This window comes from Asticcacaulis taihuensis (assembly GCF_900100255.1).
In the GTDB taxonomy this organism is placed as follows: Bacteria; Pseudomonadota; Alphaproteobacteria; order Caulobacterales; family Caulobacteraceae; genus Asticcacaulis; species Asticcacaulis taihuensis.
Genome location: NZ_FMTS01000006.1, coordinates 37,792 through 54,002 on the forward strand (window position 1 = coordinate 37,792; position 16,211 = coordinate 54,002).

17 protein-coding genes are annotated in these 16,211 nt (G+C 58.7%); 8 read left to right on the forward strand and 9 right to left on the reverse strand.

Annotated features, from left to right (window positions below):
* Positions 1 to 9: 9 nt before the first annotated feature.
* Positions 10 to 558 (forward strand): copper chaperone PCu(A)C, encoded by a 549-nt coding sequence (locus tag BLO49_RS14045; protein ID WP_090649816.1) that lies wholly within the window; start codon positions 10 to 12, stop codon positions 556 to 558.
* Here the strand turns inward: BLO49_RS14045 and BLO49_RS14050 are convergent, their stop codons facing one another.
* Entirely contained in the window at positions 559 to 1,176 is a 618-nt protein-coding gene (locus BLO49_RS14050; RefSeq protein ID WP_245679043.1) for a YggS family pyridoxal phosphate-dependent enzyme, read from the reverse strand.
* 44 nt (positions 1,177 to 1,220) lie between these two features.
* On the opposite strand from BLO49_RS14050, the gene BLO49_RS14055 reads away from it, so the two are divergent.
* Positions 1,221 to 1,853 carry a thiamine phosphate synthase gene (locus BLO49_RS14055; protein WP_090649819.1) on the forward strand — a complete coding sequence of 211 codons (633 nt, stop codon included), beginning with the start codon at positions 1,221 to 1,223 and terminating at the stop codon, positions 1,851 to 1,853.
* A 12-nt stretch (positions 1,854 to 1,865) separates the two neighbouring features.
* Here BLO49_RS14055 and BLO49_RS14060 read toward each other — a convergent pair whose 3' ends face one another.
* Positions 1,866 to 2,315, reverse strand: coding sequence for an NtrZ family periplasmic regulatory protein (locus BLO49_RS14060; protein ID WP_245679044.1), 450 nt, complete (start codon positions 2,313 to 2,315; stop codon positions 1,866 to 1,868).
* Positions 2,316 to 2,901: 586 nt separating this feature from the next.
* Here BLO49_RS14060 and BLO49_RS14065 point away from each other — a divergent pair.
* The 6 genes from BLO49_RS14065 to BLO49_RS14090 all read left to right on the forward strand — a co-directional run bounded on the left by BLO49_RS14065 (position 2,902) and on the right by BLO49_RS14090 (position 8,736).
* On the forward strand, positions 2,902 to 3,435 hold the full coding sequence (locus tag BLO49_RS14065; RefSeq protein WP_090649820.1) for a DUF3576 domain-containing protein: 534 nt from the start codon (positions 2,902 to 2,904) through the stop codon (positions 3,433 to 3,435).
* 125 nt (positions 3,436 to 3,560) lie between these two features.
* Complete coding sequence (gene leuS, locus BLO49_RS14070; RefSeq protein ID WP_090649821.1) at positions 3,561 to 6,116, forward strand: leucine--tRNA ligase; 2,556 nt, start codon at positions 3,561 to 3,563, stop codon at positions 6,114 to 6,116.
* A gap of 4 nt (positions 6,117 to 6,120) precedes the next feature.
* A complete protein-coding gene (locus tag BLO49_RS14075; RefSeq protein WP_090649822.1) occupies positions 6,121 to 6,714 on the forward strand; it encodes a hypothetical protein in 594 nt (197 codons plus the stop codon).
* Complete coding sequence (gene holA, locus BLO49_RS14080) at positions 6,711 to 7,763, forward strand: DNA polymerase III subunit delta (RefSeq protein ID WP_090649824.1); 1,053 nt, start codon at positions 6,711 to 6,713, stop codon at positions 7,761 to 7,763. Before BLO49_RS14075 ends, holA begins: the two co-directional genes overlap by 4 nt.
* Positions 7,763 to 8,407 carry an HD domain-containing protein gene (locus BLO49_RS14085; protein ID WP_090649826.1) on the forward strand — a complete coding sequence of 215 codons (645 nt, stop codon included), beginning with the start codon at positions 7,763 to 7,765 and terminating at the stop codon, positions 8,405 to 8,407. Before holA ends, BLO49_RS14085 begins: the two co-directional genes overlap by 1 nt.
* Before the next feature lie 2 nt (positions 8,408 to 8,409).
* Positions 8,410 to 8,736 (forward strand): DUF4031 domain-containing protein, encoded by a 327-nt coding sequence (locus BLO49_RS14090; protein ID WP_090649827.1) that lies wholly within the window; start codon positions 8,410 to 8,412, stop codon positions 8,734 to 8,736.
* 75 nt (positions 8,737 to 8,811) lie between these two features.
* Here BLO49_RS14090 and BLO49_RS14095 read toward each other — a convergent pair whose 3' ends face one another.
* The 7 genes from BLO49_RS14095 to rho form a co-directional block, all read right to left on the reverse strand.
* On the reverse strand, positions 8,812 to 9,708 hold the full coding sequence (locus BLO49_RS14095; RefSeq protein ID WP_090649829.1) for a ParB/RepB/Spo0J family partition protein: 897 nt from the start codon (positions 9,706 to 9,708) through the stop codon (positions 8,812 to 8,814).
* 27 nt (positions 9,709 to 9,735) lie between these two features.
* Complete coding sequence (locus BLO49_RS14100; RefSeq protein WP_090649831.1) at positions 9,736 to 10,572, reverse strand: ParA family protein; 837 nt, start codon at positions 10,570 to 10,572, stop codon at positions 9,736 to 9,738.
* The gene (gene rsmG / locus BLO49_RS14105) at positions 10,544 to 11,170 is read right to left on the reverse strand and encodes a 16S rRNA (guanine(527)-N(7))-methyltransferase RsmG (RefSeq protein ID WP_170828353.1); all 627 of its coding nucleotides are present in this window, start codon (positions 11,168 to 11,170) and stop codon (positions 10,544 to 10,546) included. The genes BLO49_RS14100 and rsmG overlap by 29 nt, the downstream gene beginning before the upstream one ends.
* 5 nt (positions 11,171 to 11,175) lie before the next feature.
* A complete protein-coding gene (mnmG, locus tag BLO49_RS14110; protein WP_090649834.1) occupies positions 11,176 to 13,047 on the reverse strand; it encodes a tRNA uridine-5-carboxymethylaminomethyl(34) synthesis enzyme MnmG in 1,872 nt (623 codons plus the stop codon).
* 57 nt (positions 13,048 to 13,104) lie between these two features.
* The gene (gene mnmE, locus BLO49_RS14115; RefSeq protein ID WP_245679046.1) at positions 13,105 to 14,433 is read right to left on the reverse strand and encodes a tRNA uridine-5-carboxymethylaminomethyl(34) synthesis GTPase MnmE; all 1,329 of its coding nucleotides are present in this window, start codon (positions 14,431 to 14,433) and stop codon (positions 13,105 to 13,107) included.
* Positions 14,434 to 14,452: 19 nt separating this feature from the next.
* Entirely contained in the window at positions 14,453 to 14,707 is a 255-nt protein-coding gene (locus BLO49_RS14120) for a DUF6489 family protein (RefSeq protein WP_090649837.1), read from the reverse strand.
* Positions 14,708 to 14,796: 89 nt separating this feature from the next.
* A complete protein-coding gene (rho, locus tag BLO49_RS14125) occupies positions 14,797 to 16,188 on the reverse strand; it encodes a transcription termination factor Rho (RefSeq protein ID WP_090649839.1) in 1,392 nt (463 codons plus the stop codon).
* Positions 16,189 to 16,211: the final 23 nt, after the last annotated feature.

Here is a 16,211-nt window from a genome sequence, read left to right on the forward strand (position 1 = left end):
GAGGTCGCTATGCGTACTTTACTCGTTCTGGGCCTGGTCTGCCTGACCCTGCCATTCACTTTGTCCGCCTGCGAAAAGGTGGAGCAACGCACTACCACTATATCGAGCTCAAGCGATGCCAGCGGCGTGGTCACCCAGTCCAGTCTCAGCATGACTAATTACGCCATGCGCGCGGCCCTGGGTAATAATCCCAATACCGCCGCCTATGTCACCATCACCAACAAAGGCAATACCGACGACCGCCTGATCTCGGCGGCCTGCGAGTGCGCTACCACCACGACCCTGCACACCATGAAGATGAACGGCTCGACCATGGAAATGGCCGAGGCCAAGGATGGCTTCGTCATCCGCTCCGGCGATACCTTGGTCTTCGCACCCGGCGGCAATCACATCATGCTGGAAAACCTGACCCATCGCCCGGTCGAAGGCGAAACGGTCAATGTCACCCTGGTGTTTGAAAAGGCCGGACCCGTCACCCTGCCCATGCTGGTCTCCAATACGCCCTTGGCCAAGGCCGGCACGTCTGGTGGCATGGACCATGGCGATATGAAGATGTAATCAACGGCTGCCAAACAAAGCGGAACCAACGCGGATTTCGGTTGATCCAAAGGCAATCGCTGTTTCGAAATCGTCGCTCATCCCCATGCTGAGGTGGCTGATACCATTGCGATCGGCGATCTTTTTCAGAAGGGCGAAGTAAGGCCCGCGCGGCCCCTCGACCGGCGGAATACACATCAGTCCTTCGATTTTCAGGCCATAGCCTTTGCAGGTGGCCAGAAACGCATCCGCCTCCGCTGGCAGAACGCCCGATTTCTGCGCTTCCTCGCCGATATTGACCTGGACATATAGCACTGGCGCCTTGCCCTGCTTCTGGATTTCGTCGGCAATGGCGCGGGCGATCTTGTCGCGGTCAATGCTTTCGATCACGTCGAAAAACGCCACGGCTTCCGCCGCCTTGTTGCTTTGCAAAGGCCCGATCAAGCGCAGTTCGAGGTCCGGATATTGCGCGCGCTTATCGCTCCAGCGCTCCATCGCCTCCTGCACCCGGTTTTCGCCGAAACGCCGCTGCCCGGCCGCAAGTACCGGCGCGATCGCTGACCACGGCTGATTTTTGGAAACCGCCGTCAGATAAGCCGCGTCCGGTGCGCGGCCCGCCGCCTTTAAAGCCTTGTGCATCTGAGCCATGAGCCTAGAATAGGCGCCAGATTGGACATCCGCTGATGACATACAAGACCCGCTTTCAATATCTGCTCGACAAGGCACGGGATATAGCGCAAGCGCAGTCACCCCAAAACCCCAAATTGCCGCCCTTGTTCTTCTTCACTGATCCGAAGCGTACGCCGCATCCGGAAGATATCGCCATTCACATGCCCGCGGGCTGCGGAATCGTCTATCGCCATTTCGGCGAAGGCCACGCCAGCCAGCGCGCCCGATTGCTGCGCAAAATTGCCCGTGACAACGGTCTGACCCTGCTGATCGGCGAGGACGACACCCTGGCGCTGGAGATCGAAGCCGATGGCGTTCATCTGCGTCAGGCGAGCATTGATCGCGCGGCCGGTCTCCATGCCGCGCGACCGAGCCTGATCCTGACTGCCGCCTGCCATGATGCCGAGACCCTGCGCGCCCTGGATACGGATAGCGGCCTGTCGGCAATATTCATATCTCCCGTCTTTGCCAGCCACAGCCCGTCGGCTCAGGGCGTCGTGCCCTTGGGTGTAAATGGGGCACGCGAAATGACGGAGCTGTCAAGCCTGCCGGTATATGGTCTGGGAGGGATTGGATGCGACAATATCCTGTCGCTGAAAGGCAGCGGCCTTGCCGGCATCGGCGCGGTGGACGCTTTTAAACTTTAGAACTTACCGGATTTAGAATTTAAACGTCGTTTCCAGGCGGACACGCGGCTGCTTCTTGTCGCCCTGAGCCGCGCTGCGGGCGGGCTCCGGCTTCATCGGATCGGACTTTTCACCGAAACCGAGCGTGCCACCGACGCGCAGAGACGGCGTCAGGCGATAAAAGGCGCCGGCATCGATATCGCTGGAGCGCGGTGCGCTCGACTCAGGCTGGTTGACATCGAACTTGACGCCCCATTTGCCATCAAGGTTGAACTGGTAGACCTTAGATTGCGGCTTGGAAAAGCCGGTCGTATCATCGCTGATGAAGCTTTCGCCCACCGGTTGGACCAGCGGCGTCAGGCCGGCGATATTTTCGACGGTCGACTGCGGACGCACGGTCTTGGTCTGCGCCATGGCAAAAGTGCTGCTTCCGGCCAAAGCCAGAACCATCACCGATACAGCCATGAATGCGACAGATTTCATTTTCTTTTCTACAGCCCGAAACCCGGATCATTTCGGGAGCGCCCCTTGAAAGGGTTGTCTTCCTGAACAGCCACCGGATACCAGTTTATTGTTTTACACAGCTATTTTGACAAAGCTGTGACCTGATTGAGATATGACGAATTGTCTGACCGGTCAATTTGATATCACGCGAAAAGAGCCGCCTGGCGAGATTCACCTGACAGATGTGTTGAATCCGCCACGGATAGTAAACGCGGAATAAACAATATTGGATGGCGATCAGTAACTTATCGGCATCTCAAGCGTGCGACCGCACGCCGCCTCTGACGCGACGATGCCGTGCCGCGTAGGCCTGCGCGGCCTCTAAACGCAAAATGATGTTGCAGCCCTGACGCAAAAGAGCCGGGAAGCTTTTTCGCTTTGCCCCACATCCGCCCTTATTTGCTGTAGAGTTAACAAACTTGTGATGCTACCCCTTGTCATACCCTAGGGCCTCCATGCTATAGAGGGCCGGGTCGCCGGGCCAATACCGGCAATTGGGGCCAATAAATCCAGGAATTCCGGCTGCTTAGCCGCGCGAATTCAAATCATGCGGAGTGATCAGTCTATGACGATTATGCGGAAATCGGCCCCGAAGCGTTTCGGCCTGGCTCTCGCTGCTTTGGGCCTATGCCTGTCCTTCAGCGCCTGTGCCAGCCTGGGCACCAAGGGCGGTACGGCTTCCGCCAATACCACCGCGCCGACGGAAGAAAGCAAGATCGATCTCGGTCACCTGTTTGGTGGCGGCAAGAAGGAATCCGCCAATACGGAACAGGCAGGCATCGGCGTCAACGCCTATCTGTGGCGCGCCTCGCTCGACACTATTTCCTTCATGCCCCTGACCTCGGCCGATCCGTGGGGCGGCGTGATCATCACCGACTGGTACGCCAATCCGCAAACCCCGGACGAGCATTTCAAGGTCACCATCTTTATCCTGGATTCGCGCCTGCGCGCCGATGCGCTGAACGTCTCGATCCAGAAGGAAGTCCGCGCCGGCGATCGCTGGGTGCCTGCCGACGTATCGCAGCAGACCCAGCTCGACATCGAAAACGCCATCCTGACCCGCGCCCGCGAACTGCGCCTGTCGAACGTCAAGAACTAGGCACCGGTCTTTCCGTTTAAAAAAGCCGTTGTGGTCAATGCCGCAACGGCTTTTTTTATGGTCTTGACTGGCAACGCGCCTTATAAGCAGCCATCTCTATTTACGCACAATCCGCACAAAGATTTATGGCCCGTTATAATCCCAAAGAGACCGAACCCCGCCAGTTGCAGCGCTGGGACGACGCCAATGTGTTCCTGACTCGACAGGACGCCGATAAACCCAAATACTATGTGCTGGAGATGTTCCCCTATCCCTCCGGTCGCATCCATATGGGCCATGTGCGCAACTATGCCATGGGCGACCTGGTGGCGCGCTTCAAGCGGGCGCGCGGCTTCAATGTGCTCCACCCGATGGGCTGGGACGCCTTTGGGATGCCGGCGGAAAACGCTGCCATGGAACGCAAGATCCACCCCCGCGGCTGGACCTACGACAATATCGCCAATATGCGTGGCGAACTGAAGCGTCTGGGCCTTTCCATCGACTGGTCGCGCGAATTCGCCACCTGTGATCCGGCCTATTACGGCCAGCAGCAGAAATGGTTCAATACCCTGCTGAAGAACGACCTCGTTTACCGCCGCGAAAGCCAGGTCAACTGGGACCCGGTGGACATGACTGTTCTGGCCAATGAGCAGGTGATCGACGGTAAGGGCTGGCGCTCCGGTGCCGTGGTCGAAAAAAAGAAGCTGACCCAGTGGTTCATGCGCATCACCCGCTTCGCTGACGACCTGATCGAGGGCCTGACCGAGCTGGAGCGCTGGCCGGAAAAGGTGCGGCTGATGCAGTCCAACTGGATCGGCAAGTCGCGCGGCCTGAAGATGACCTTCCCGTTCGCTGACAAGGATGGGGGCGTTGAAGTCTACACCACGCGCCCGGATACGCTGTTTGGCGCGTCATTCATTGCTATTGCCGCCGATCATCCGCTGGCCCAGGAAGCGGCCGCCGCCAATCCGGAACTGGCCGCTTTCATCAAGTCGATTGCCAAGGGCGGCACCACCCAGGCCGAAATCGACACGGGCGAAAAGCTGGGTTTCAATACCGGTATCAAGGTCAAGCATCCCTTCAAGCCGGGCGACACGCTCGATGTCTGGGTCGCTAATTTCGTGCTGATGGATTACGGCACCGGCGCCATCTTCGGCTGTCCGGCCCACGACCAGCGCGACCTCGATTTCGCCCGCAAATACGACCTGTCCGTTACCGAAGTCGTCCTGCCGCAGGGCGCCAATCCGGAAGACTTCAAGGTCGGTTTTGAGGCCTATACCGGCCCGGGCCACATCTTCAATTCCGCCTTCCTGGACGGTCTCGATATCGAAGCCGCCAAGGACGCGGCCATCGAAAAGATCGAGCAGATGGGCCTTGGCGAAGGCGCGACCGTCTTCCGTCTGCGTGACTGGGGCGTTTCACGCCAGCGCTACTGGGGCTGTCCGATCCCGGTCATCCATTGCGATGATTGCGGCGTCGTACCGGTGCCGGACGAGCAATTGCCGGTAGTCCTGCCGGAAGACGTCACCTTCGATATCCCCGGCAATCCGCTGGAACGTCACCCGACATGGAAGCACACCAAGTGCCCGCACTGCGGCAAGGACGCCACCCGCGAAACCGACACGCTCGACACCTTCGTTGATTCCTCATGGTACTTCGCGCGCTTCACCGATCCGAAGTCGCCAACCCCGATCAACAAGCAGGCGGCCGATTACTGGCTGCCGGTCGATCAATATATCGGCGGCATCGAGCACGCCGTGCTCCACCTGCTTTATGCCCGCTTTATCACCCGCGCACTGAATCATTGCGGCTATCTGGAAGTGAAGGAGCCTTTTGCCGGCCTCTTCACGCAGGGGATGCTGACGCACGAAACCTACAAGACTGCCGCCGGCCACTGGGTTGAACCGGCCGATGTCGAGGTCAGCACCGAGGGTGGCGTCCGCAAGGCCGTGCAGGTCTCCACAGGCGAAGCGCTCTCTATCGGCGATATCGAAAAGATGTCGAAATCGAAGAAGAACACCGTGGCGCCGGAAGATATTTTCGACACCTATGGTGTTGATTCGGCACGCCTTTTTGTTCTGTCTGACTCACCGCCCGAGCGCGATGTTCAGTGGTCGACCTCAGGCGTTGAAGGGTCTTGGCGCTTTACCCACCGTGTCTGGGATCAGTTCGACAGCCTGCCGGAAGGCGAGATTGCCTGCACGGATGAAGCCGCCGCCGCTGACCTTCTGAAGGCCGCGCACAAGGCGGTCAAGTTCGTCACCGAGGGCTTTGAGAGCTTCCGCTTCAACGCCGCCATCGCCAGGCTCTATGAATTCGTCACCATCGTCCGCAATGCCGATATCGCAAAGACCGGCTCAAAGGCCCGCCGCGAAGCCCTGACCCTGCTGGCCGGGTTGATCGCGCCGGTGACCCCGCACCTGGCTGAGGAATGCTGGACGCGCCTGGGCCATGACGGCCTGATCGCCAATGCCGCCTGGCCGAAATTCGATCCGGCCCTGGCGCAGGACGACGCCTACCTCATGCCGGTGCAGGTCAATGGCAAGAAGCGCGGCGAGATTTCGATCCCTGTCGGCGCCTCCGAGGAACAGATCCGCGAGATGGCCCTTGCGGACGAAGGGGTTAAGCGTCATCTTGACGGTGTATCCATCCGCAAGATCATCATCGTGCCGAACCGGATTCTCAACTTCGTGGTGGGATAAACGAATGCGTAAAGTTCTTGGAGTCCTTGCCGTCCTTGCCTTGCTGGGGGTGTCCGCTGCCGGCCTGACAGGCTGCGGGTTTGCGCCGCTTTACGCCAAGACCGGCCTGACCGCCAGCCTCTCACAGGTGGCGATCGAGGTGCCACAGACCCGTACCGGCTATTTCCTGGAACAGGACCTGCGCAATGGCCTGGGCGGTGATGAATCCGCACCCAAGTCCTTTCTGCTGACCATCGGCATGAAGGAAAGGCATTACGGCGTGGGTTACAAGGTAGATGACACTTCGACCCGGTCCGAAATCACCTCGTCTGTTGTCTATACCCTCAAGGACATGTCGACCGGCAAGGTACTGTATACAAACCGGTTTAGCGAAACCGTCACCTATGATACATCGAGATCGCCCTTTACCGGCGTGATATCGCAGCAGAATGCCCAGCAGCGCATCGCCACGGCAATATCCCAGCAGATCCAGCATGATCTCGCCCTGTATTTCCACAGAGATATGCTGCCGGCGGTCGCACCGGCTGACGCCGCCGCGGCCGATGCCGCCGTCTCGGCCATGTCGTCCGACACGGAAACCTCAGCCGCCAGCCAATGAAATTAAGCAAGCGCGCTGAGATAGACACTTTTTTCAGCAAGCCGCCAGCCCATGTGGTTGGCGCCCTGATCTATGGCAAGGATCGCAGCCAGGTCATTGAACGCTGCACGGTGCTGGCGAAAAAAATCGTTCCGGATATCACCGATCCATTCAATGTTTCGCTGCTGACCGATACTGATGTCGAGGGCGATGGCGGCCTGCTGGAAGGCGAACTTCAATCCCTGTCGCTGATGGGCGGCAAGCGCCTGATCCGGCTTAAGTTCTTCTCTGAAAAGGCCGTACTGGACAAGGCTGTGGCGGCCACTCTGAAAGCCCATGCCGCCGGCGAATACAACAAGGACGCCTTTATCGTCATCGAGGCCGGCGGTCTGGGTGCCGATTCCGCCCTGCGCCGGCTGGCCGATGCCGACAAGAACCTGGTCAGCATTGCCTGCTACGAAGACGAGACCGGCGATGTGGTCCGCATGGCCCGCGAAGCCCTTGCTGCAGACGGCGTTTCGCTCAGCAACGCTGCCATGGATATCTTCGCTCAGCGCCTGCCCAAGGAACGCGGCATCGCCCGGCAGGAAATCGAACGGCTGATCCTGTTTATCGGCCCCGGTTCGCACAAGACACTGAACGAGGTCGAGCTTCAGGAGTTTCTCGGCGTCGAGCCGGAAGCCTCGCTTTTCAAGGCAGCCTCCGATGCCTTCGGTGGCCGCATGAAGCAGGCCCAGGCCGGTTTGCGCCGCGCTTTCGCCGAAGGTGAAGGCGGGGCGGACGCCATGCGCGCACTTAGCCTGCAATATAACAAGCTGAAATTGCTCAAAAGTTATCTCGAAAAGGGTCTCGGAACCAAGGAAGCCACGCGCAATGCCGGCGTCTTCTGGAAGGATGAGGACGATATGCTGCGCCAGGCGCGGACCTGGAATTTTCCGGCTCTCGACGCCCTGGCGCGTGATCTGATCGATGCCGACAAGCAATGCAAATCAACCGGTATGCCGGACCTTCTGATCGCCGAACGGCTCTATCTGCAAATAGCCGGACGGGCCGCCAGGGCGGGCACCTGATGCCGGCCGCCGATGCCTTCGCGGCCGAATGGCACGTTCTGGCGCAGGCGCTTAACTTGTCGGCAGCGCTATCGGAATCACTTCTGGCCGAATTGCAGGCCGGATATGGCCATCCCGCACGGCATTACCACAATAAAAAACATATCATCGCCATGTTGAATGGCGCCGCCGGTCTTGAGTTCAACGATCCGGACATGGCTCGCCTGGCTATTGTCTTTCATGATGTCATCTATGACCCAACGCGCAGCGACAATGAACACCGCAGCGCCGATTTGCTGAAAGACAGACTGGCGAGCCAGATCACACCCGATCGCCTGATTAAGGCCGCCGGTATCATCGCGGCCACCGCCGGTCATCAGCCAAGCGATGATCACGATACCAACCTGGTGCTTGATCTCGACATGGCCATACTGGGCCAGCCCTGGCCGGTTTATCTAAGCTACGCTCAGGGCGTGATGGCTGAATACATGCCCCATATTGGAGACGCGGCCTGGCGGCAGGGGCGGAGCAGCCTGTTTATCGACCCTACCCTCGCCCGCGAGGATATCTTCATAACCGAACACTTCAAGCCTCTGGAAATACAGGCACGGGAAAATCTTCGGCACGAAAAAGCCTGGCTTTCAGGCAACGCGCCCTCGGCCTGACCATGACCGTTTATATCGATGACATGTATCGCTACACCATCGGCCGGTTCCGCGGCATGAAGATGTCGCACATGATCGCCGACGAGGAAGAGGAACTCCATCTTATGGCCGTGCGCCTGGGACTGCGCCGCGCCTGGCACCAGGGGGATCATTATGATGTGCCGCTCGATGCGCGCTTTATTGCCATCAGTCTGGGCGTGATCGAAATCACCTACCGCCAGGCCTCGGCCATGCGCCGCCGGCGGGTAGTGGAAGGTGTATGCGGCGATCCGGATGAGGCTGTCGCCTGGCTGAGGGGCTGGTTTGCCGTGCGAAATATGGGCCTCTGAGACGCACCAGAACGTCCCGGAGTACGACTTTCGATTCCAAATTCGTGTGAGGGGCTGTTCTTAAAAAATAATAAATTATTTCATAAGCTTACGACACAGTTCGTCGAGCTGTTCGAGGCTTGCATAGCTCAAACGCAGCTCGCCCTTGCCGCCACGGTCATCCAGACGGACATTCAGGCCCAGCGCCTCCTGCAAATCCTGTTCGAGTGACAGGGTGTCGGCATTCTGCTGCGGCCGCGCCTTGGGCGACGGCGCCGCCTTCGGTCCGGCCTGCTCCTCGCGCACCAGGGCTTCGGTCTGGCGCACAGACAGCCCCTTGGCAATAACCTCTTCCGCTAGGGCGTCGGCATTTTCGGAGGTGATCAGCGCGCGGGCATGACCGGCCGACAGGCGGCCGTGCAACACATGATCCTGAACACCTTCAGGCAGCGCCAGCAGGCGGAGCGTATTGGCGATATGTGGGCGCGACTTGCCGACCACTTGCGCCAGTGCATCTTGGGTACGGCCGAAGCGATCCTGCAAGACCTTATAGCCGCGTGCTTCTTCGATCGGGTTCAGATCGGCGCGCTGGACGTTTTCGATAATACCGATTTCCAGCACGTCGAGGTCATCCAGTTCACGGATGATCACCGGCACCGTATGCAGCCCGGCTTTTTGCGCCGCACGCCAGCGGCGTTCGCCGGCCACAATCTGGTAATGCCCGGCCTGACCGGGCGCCGGACGCACCAGGATCGGCTGGAGAATGCCCTTCTCACGGATCGAGGCCGCCAGTTCGTCAATATCGGATTCGACAAAGGTGCGGCGCGGCTGGTCCGGATTGCGCACCAGAAGTTCGATCGGCTGTTCTAAGCCCCTCATCGGCTCAGTGCCCCGCGCCTCCGCCGCTTCCGCACCCGTCTTCGGGCTATTGGTGTCCTGATCACCGAGCAGTGCGGACAAACCGCGGCCCAAACCTCTATTCTTTTCAGACATTTATCTATTCTTCTTTTTGTCGGATACTTAAGCCGGAATCTTTTCCGCCTGCTTGCGGCGCTTGCGTTCCCGCGCCACCAGTTCCTTGGCGAGCTTGATATAGGCCTGGCTGCCGGAGCATTTCATATCGTAGATCAGGGCCGGCTTGCCGAAGGACGGCGCCTCGGACACCCGCACATTGCGTGGTATCACCGTATCATAGACCAGTTCACCAAAGTGCGACCGCACGTCGCGTTCAACATGTCCGGACAGGGCATTGCGCTTGTCGAACATGGTCAGGACAATACCTTGCAGGCTCAGCCTGGGGTTCAGACTACCGCGCACCAGGTCAATGGTGCGCATCAACTGGCTCAAACCCTCAAGCGCGAAAAACTCGCATTGCAGCGGCACCAGCACGGCATCGGCGGCACTCATCGAATTGACCGTCAGCAGGTTCAGCGATGGCGGGCAATCAATCAGGATATAGTCATAGGGCGGCTTTTCCTGATCCAGGCCATCGAGGGCATCCCGCAAACGATAGGAGCGACGCTCGGCCTGGCCCAGTTCGATCTCCACGCCTGACAGATCCGGGTCAGATGGCAACAGCCAAAGCCCCGGCACCGCTGTACTAACAGCCGTATCACCAATCGGCCGACGATCGACAATCACATCATAAAGCGAATTTTCGCGCTGCTTTTTCGGCACGCCCAAGCCTGTTGACGCGTTGCCTTGAGGATCCAGATCGATCAGCAGCACTCGCTGGCCGATAGCCGCCAGGGCCGTACCCAGATTGATCGCCGTTGTGGTCTTGCCCACGCCGCCTTTTTGGTTGGCTATGGCCAGCACGCGAACTTTTTTATCGGACACGACGCAATCTCCGGACATGGATGACGCGACCGCGTGGATCGCTAAGGGACTCGTATTGTTCTACGTCAAAGCCCCATACTTTTCCAGCGTCCACCAATTCACTTTCCACGTTTTCCCCTTTTAAAAACCATGCATCAGCGCCTTTGTGGATAAAGCCTTCAGCAAAGCCCAGCAGCTTGTTCATCGGGGCGACGGCCCGCGCTGTGACAACATCCACTTTCAGCTTCACGTTCTCGGCGCGGTCATTGATCACCGTGGCGGGCAGGGACAAATCATCTACGACGGTCTGGAGGAAACGGCAGCGCTTGGTCAGGGATTCCACCAGATAAACGTGCGGAGGAAGCCCCTCGGAATGCTTGAGCAGGATGGCGAGGATAATGCCCGGAAAACCGGCCCCCGCGCCGAGATCAGCCCAGGTACGGGCGTCCGGGCGGCGGTCGAGCAGTTGCGCACTATCAAGCACATGGCGCGACCAGTAGTCCGGCAAGGTCGCGGGGCCGACAAGGTTCATGACCTCGTTCTGCGCCGCCAGAATGTTGTTGAATGTTTGCAGCTCGGCAATGGCCTCGTGTTTCACGTGAAACACCAGCTTGGCGGACATCTCGTCCGGAGTCATATGGGTCATGCTGACAGCTTGGCCTGATTGCGAACGTAGAACAGAAGTGTCGTCAGCGCCCCTTGTGTCATGCCTTCGATCCGCCCCGCCTGCCCCAGGGTCTGCGGACGAATGCGGTTAAGTTTCTCGCGCGCTTCGTTCGACAGACCGAGGATCGACATATAGTCGATATCGTCCGGCAGGCTCAGATTTTCATCCTTACGGAAGCTCTCAATCTCCGCCTTCTGGCGCGGCATGTAACCCGCATAAAGCGCGTCGATCTCAACCTGCTCATAGAGTGCATCCGGCCATTGGGCAATTTCAGGCCACAGGGTTTCCAGGCGTTCCCGATTGCAGGAATCGTAGGCCATCAATTGCGTGACGTTACGCCGTTGACCATCGCCATTGACCTGAATGCCCTGCGCCAGCGCTTCCCTGGGCGTGGCAATCAGTTCGGCGGCACGGGTACGAATGGCTTGCAACGCAGCCTTCTTTTCCAGCCAGGCGGTTTTGCGCTTTTCGCCCACAACACCGATAGCGAGACCACGATCGCTCAGACGTTGGTCGGCATTGTCGGCACGCAGGGACAGGCGGAACTCCGCCCGCGAGGTGAACATACGATAGGGCTCGGTCACGCCACGCGTCACCAGATCGTCGATCATCACACCTATATAGGCTTCGTCCCGGCCGAGTATGGTTGGCGCATAGCCCCCTGCCCGCGCCGCTGCATTGATCCCGGCCATCAGTCCTTGAGCCCCGGCCTCTTCATAACCGGTCGTGCCATTGATCTGACCGGCCAGGAAAAGACCCGGCAACGACTTCAGTTCGAGCGTGGGATGCAGTTCGCGGGGATCAACATAATCATATTCGATGGCATAGGCGTAGCATTTGATCACCACATCTTCGAGGCCGACGATGGTGCGGATAAAGGCGTCTTGTGTTTCTTCCGAAACACTGGTCGAGATGCCGTTCGGATAGACCGTGTCGTCGTCATAACCTTCCGGTTCCAGGAAGATTTGGTGCGAGGTCTTGTCGGCGAACTTGACCACCTTGTCCTCGATCGACGGGCAATAGCGCGGCCCGCGACCGGATAGATGGCCACCATAGACCGCCGATTCCATCAGGCGATCGGCGATGATCTGGTGGGTTTTTTCGTTGGTATAGGTGATACCGCAGGCGATCTGGTCGCGTTCGATAGCAGGCGTCAGCGTGGAGAACGGCTGAATGGGATCGTCACCCAACTGCTGTTCCAAGCGATCCCAGTGAATGGTCTTGCCATCGAGACGTGCCGGTGTGCCGGTCTTCAGACGGCCCATGTCGAGTTTCAGATCGTAGAGACGCTGGCCCAGGCCATTGGCCGGGGCATCGCCCCAACGGCCGGCCGCCATCCGCTTTTCGCCGATATGTATGACGCCACGCAGGAAGGTGCCGGTGGTCAACACCACCGCCTTCGCCAGATAAGATTGTCCAGCGGCGTCAATCACGCCAGTCACCACGCCGCTTTCCAGAATAAGATCTTCAACCCCCGTTTCGATAATGGTCAGGTTTGGTGTCTGGAACAGCTCCGCCTGGACGGCTTCACGATAGAGTTTTCGGTCGATCTGGGCACGCGGACCCCGGACAGCCGGCCCCTTGGACTTGTTCAGCACCTTGAACTGCATCCCGCCGATATCGGCCATTCGTCCCATGATTCCATCGAGCGCATCGATCTCGCGCACCAGATGCCCCTTGCCCAGACCACCAATGGCGGGATTGCACGACATCTCGCCGAGCGTCTCCCTTCGGTGAGTCAGCAGAAGTGTTTTGGCGCCCATGCGCGCGGAAGCGGTCGCGGCTTCGCAGCCGGCATGACCGCCGCCAACAACAATAACGTCCCACAAGGTTTTGGGTTCAGACATACGCTAACTTTCAAAAGGAGACGCGGCCTATAGCAGATAAGGCCAAGCGGGTCGATTCTATTTGCCTATGCAGAAGCTTGAAAAAATGACATCCAGCACACCCTCGACATCATAGCGGCCGAACAACTGCTCGAAGCTATTGGTGGCCGAACGGACATTTTCTGCGGCCAGTTCGGGGACAGCCAGGTTAGACCGCGATGCCATGGTCAGTTGATCACGGGCTTCCGTCAATCGCTCGATATGGCGCAGACGCGTCGCTGCTGGGAAGGTCTGGGCCGAAAGCTGTTCGCCCACAATCTGTTCAATCGTAGTGACCAGTTCTGTCACCCCTTCGCCCAGAGCCACACTGACGGCGAAGACCGATGTTTCACGTGAAACACGCAAAGCGGCCACGGCCTCCCGTTCGGGCGTGTACGCTTCGTCAATCTTATTGAAGACCATGAGATCAGCGTCGCGGAAATCTTCCGGCAAAGCTGGAGCGGTCGAGTCGATCACCCAGATACGCAGGTCAGCTTCATCGGCCTTGGCCCTGGCCCGACGGATTCCCTCGGCTTCGACCACCTCTTCAGTCTCCCGCAGACCCGCCGTATCATAAAGCAGAACGGAATACGGTCCGATACGCAGTTGGGCTTCGATGATGTCACGCGTCGTGCCGGCTATGGGTGTGACGATCGCCGCCTCGGCCTTTAGCAGGGCATTGAACAGGCTGGACTTGCCAGCGTTCGGTTCACCCAGAATAACAATACGATACCCCTCGCGGATTTGCCGGCCGCGACGGGAATCAGCGATGGCGGTCGTCAGCCTGGCTTCCAAAGTGCGGATTCGACCAAGAATGGAGTCTGTCAGCTCCACCGGCAGATCTTCGTCCGGGAAGTCGATATAGACTTCCAGCCGTGCCAGAATATCGATCAGGTCGGAGCGCCAGGTTTCATATTGCTGCCTGAGCCCCCCACCCAACTGGGTCAGCGCCTGGAGCCTTTGCGCATCGGATTCCGCGTCGACCAGATCAGCAATGGCCTCGGCCTGGGTGAGGTCCAGCTTGCCATGCGCCAGCGCGCGGCGGGAAAATTCACCCGGCGCCGCCAGTTGCAGGCCCAGTTCGGTCAGGATGAGATACAGACGATCGAGAATCGCTTTCGAGCCATGGACATGCAACTCGACGCAATCTTCACCGGTGAAACTATGTGGCGCCTTGAACCAGAGGACAACGGCCTCATCGATCACCTCACCCTGCCAGGTGAGCGGCGTATAGGTCGCCATACGCGGCGTCAGAGTCTTGACCGTAAATTGTTGAACGGCCCATAGCGCCTTGTCACCGGAGAGGCGGATGATCGACACCCCTGCCCGGCCCTGCGCGGATGCCAGAGCGAAAATCGTGTGTTTCACGTGAAACACTTCCTTAATACTATTTACCAGTGCCGAAAGGTTTGAGGCTCGCCTGGGCCGCCGATTGCATCAGCTTGAAGAACTGGTCCTGAGCGGTGACGCCCAGGCTCGACCAGTTTTTCAACATCTCTTCCGGCTGCATGGAGTGAATGTTCTGCGCCAGGCGTTCCTGCATGGCGTTCATCATGTAGTCGTTCAGCGGCTGGACATCGGGCAGGCCGAGAAAACTGCGGGCCTCTTCCGGCGTGCATTCGACATTGACCGTGACCTTCATGATGATCTCCAGAACGGAATATAAAACGAATCAACCCGATATGATCCTCTCATACCGGGTTGACAAGAGCTAGTGGCCGATCGGCCCTATCAAGTATTCATGCTTTGGAAGAATTCGGCGTTGTTCTTCGTCTGGCGCAGTTTGTCACTGAGGAACTCGATCGCATCCTGTGCGCCCATCGGATTGAGGATACGGCGCAGGACATAGGTCTTTTGCAGGTTGACCTTGTCGGTGAGCAGTTCTTCCTTACGCGTGCCGGACTTGAGAATATCCATGGCCGGGAAGACACGCTTATCGGCCACCTTGCGGTCGAGCACGATTTCCGAGTTACCTGTACCCTTGAACTCTTCAAAGATGACTTCGTCCATGCGCGAGCCGGTATCGATCAGGGCCGTGGCGATGATGGTCAGCGAGCCGCCCTCTTCGATATTACGAGCGGCGCCGAAGAAGCGCTTAGGACGCTGCAGGGCGTTGGCGTCAACACCACCGGTCAGTACCTTGCCCGATGACGGCACGACCGTGTTGTAGGCGCGACCCAGACGCGTGATCGAGTCAAGCAGGATAACAACATCGCGCTTATGCTCGACCAGACGCTTAGCCTTTTCGATAACCATTTCGGCGACCTGAACGTGACGCGTGGCCGGCTCGTCGAAGGTCGAGGAAATGACTTCACCGCGGACAGTGCGCTGCATGTCGGTCACTTCTTCCGGACGTTCATCGATCAGCAGGACGATCAGGTAGCAATCCGGGTGATTGGCGGCGACGGACTTGGCGATATTTTGCAGCATGACAGTCTTACCGACGCGCGGCGGGGCGACGATCAGGCAGCGCTGACCCTTGCCGAGCGGCGCCACGATATCGATGATGCGGCCTGAACGATCCTTGAGCGTCGGGTCTTCGATCTCCATCCACAGACGCTGGTCGGGATAGAGCGGCGTCAGGTTGTCGAAATGGACCTTGTGCCGGATATTTTCCGGGTCTTCAAAATTGATCGTCTGGATCTTGAGTAGGGCGAAATAGCGCTCGCCTTCACGCGGCGAACGGATCGGCCCTTCGACGGTGTCACCGGTGCGCAGACCATGACGGCGGATTTGCTGCGGCGAGACATAGATGTCGTCCGGGCCTGGCAGATAGTTGGCTTCGGGCGAGCGCAGGAAGCCGAAACCATCCTGAAGCACTTCCATAACGCCGGAACCTGTAATTTCGACGCCTTCTTCAGCCAGCGCCTTGAGTACGGCGAAGAGCATATCCTGCTTGCGCATGTTGGAGGCATTTTCGACCCCCAGGGATTCGGCGAAGGTCAGCAGGTCGGTCGATGATTTATCTTTCAGGGTCTGAAGTGACATCTTCTGACCGGCCATGGAGCCTTCGACTTCTTCTTCCTCGCCCTCGTCTGTTTCGAGGTCGGCGTCGAGTGTGTCGTCGGTCAGGTTGTCTTCGGCCTGAATTTCGTTTTCGGGGATTTCGGTATCGTCGGTCATGGTATTCTCTTCGTCAGGAACGG